Origin of the sequence: Bradyrhizobium campsiandrae, assembly GCF_014529705.1 — a bacterium.
GTDB lineage: Bacteria > Pseudomonadota > Alphaproteobacteria > Rhizobiales > Xanthobacteraceae > Bradyrhizobium > Bradyrhizobium campsiandrae.
This window is the reverse complement of the sequence record NZ_JAANIH010000209.1, coordinates 1-452: the sequence shown is the minus strand read 5'-3', so window position 1 is coordinate 452 and position 452 is coordinate 1. Positions and strand designations below refer to the sequence as shown.

1 protein-coding gene is annotated in these 452 nt (G+C 30.5%); it reads left to right on the top strand.

The window, feature by feature from the left end; genetic code table 11:
- Positions 1 to 389: hypothetical protein (locus tag G8O24_RS42740; protein WP_188108437.1), on the top strand; the 389-nt coding region annotated here is incomplete at its 5' end.
- Positions 390 to 452 lie beyond the last annotated feature (63 nt).

Here is a 452-nt window from a genome sequence, read left to right as displayed (position 1 = left end):
AAGGAGAAGAAAAAAAGAAGGGAAGGGAGAAAGGAGAAAGGAGAAGGAGAAAAAAAAGAAAAAAAGAAAAGAGAGAAGAGAGGGGGAGAAGGAGAAAAGGGAAGAAAGCGAAAAAAGGAAAGGAGCGGGGAAAAGAAAAAAAAAAAAAGAAAAAAAAAGAAAAAAAAAAAGAAAAAAAAGAAAAAAAAAAAAAAAAAAAAGAAAAAGAAAAAAAAAAAAAAAAAAAGAAAAAGAAAAAAAAAAAAAAAAAGAAAAAGAAAAAGAAAAAAAAAAAAAAAAAAAAAAGAAAAAGAAAAAAAAAAAAAAAAAAAAAAAAAGAAGATGAAAGAAAGGGAAAAGGAGGCGGGAGAGAAGAAGGGGAAAAAGGCGATCCTGAAAGGCGAAGATAGAGAGCGCGGGTAGGGAGGGGAAAGGAGGAAGGAGAAGAGCGCAAGATAACACAAGAGGGAATC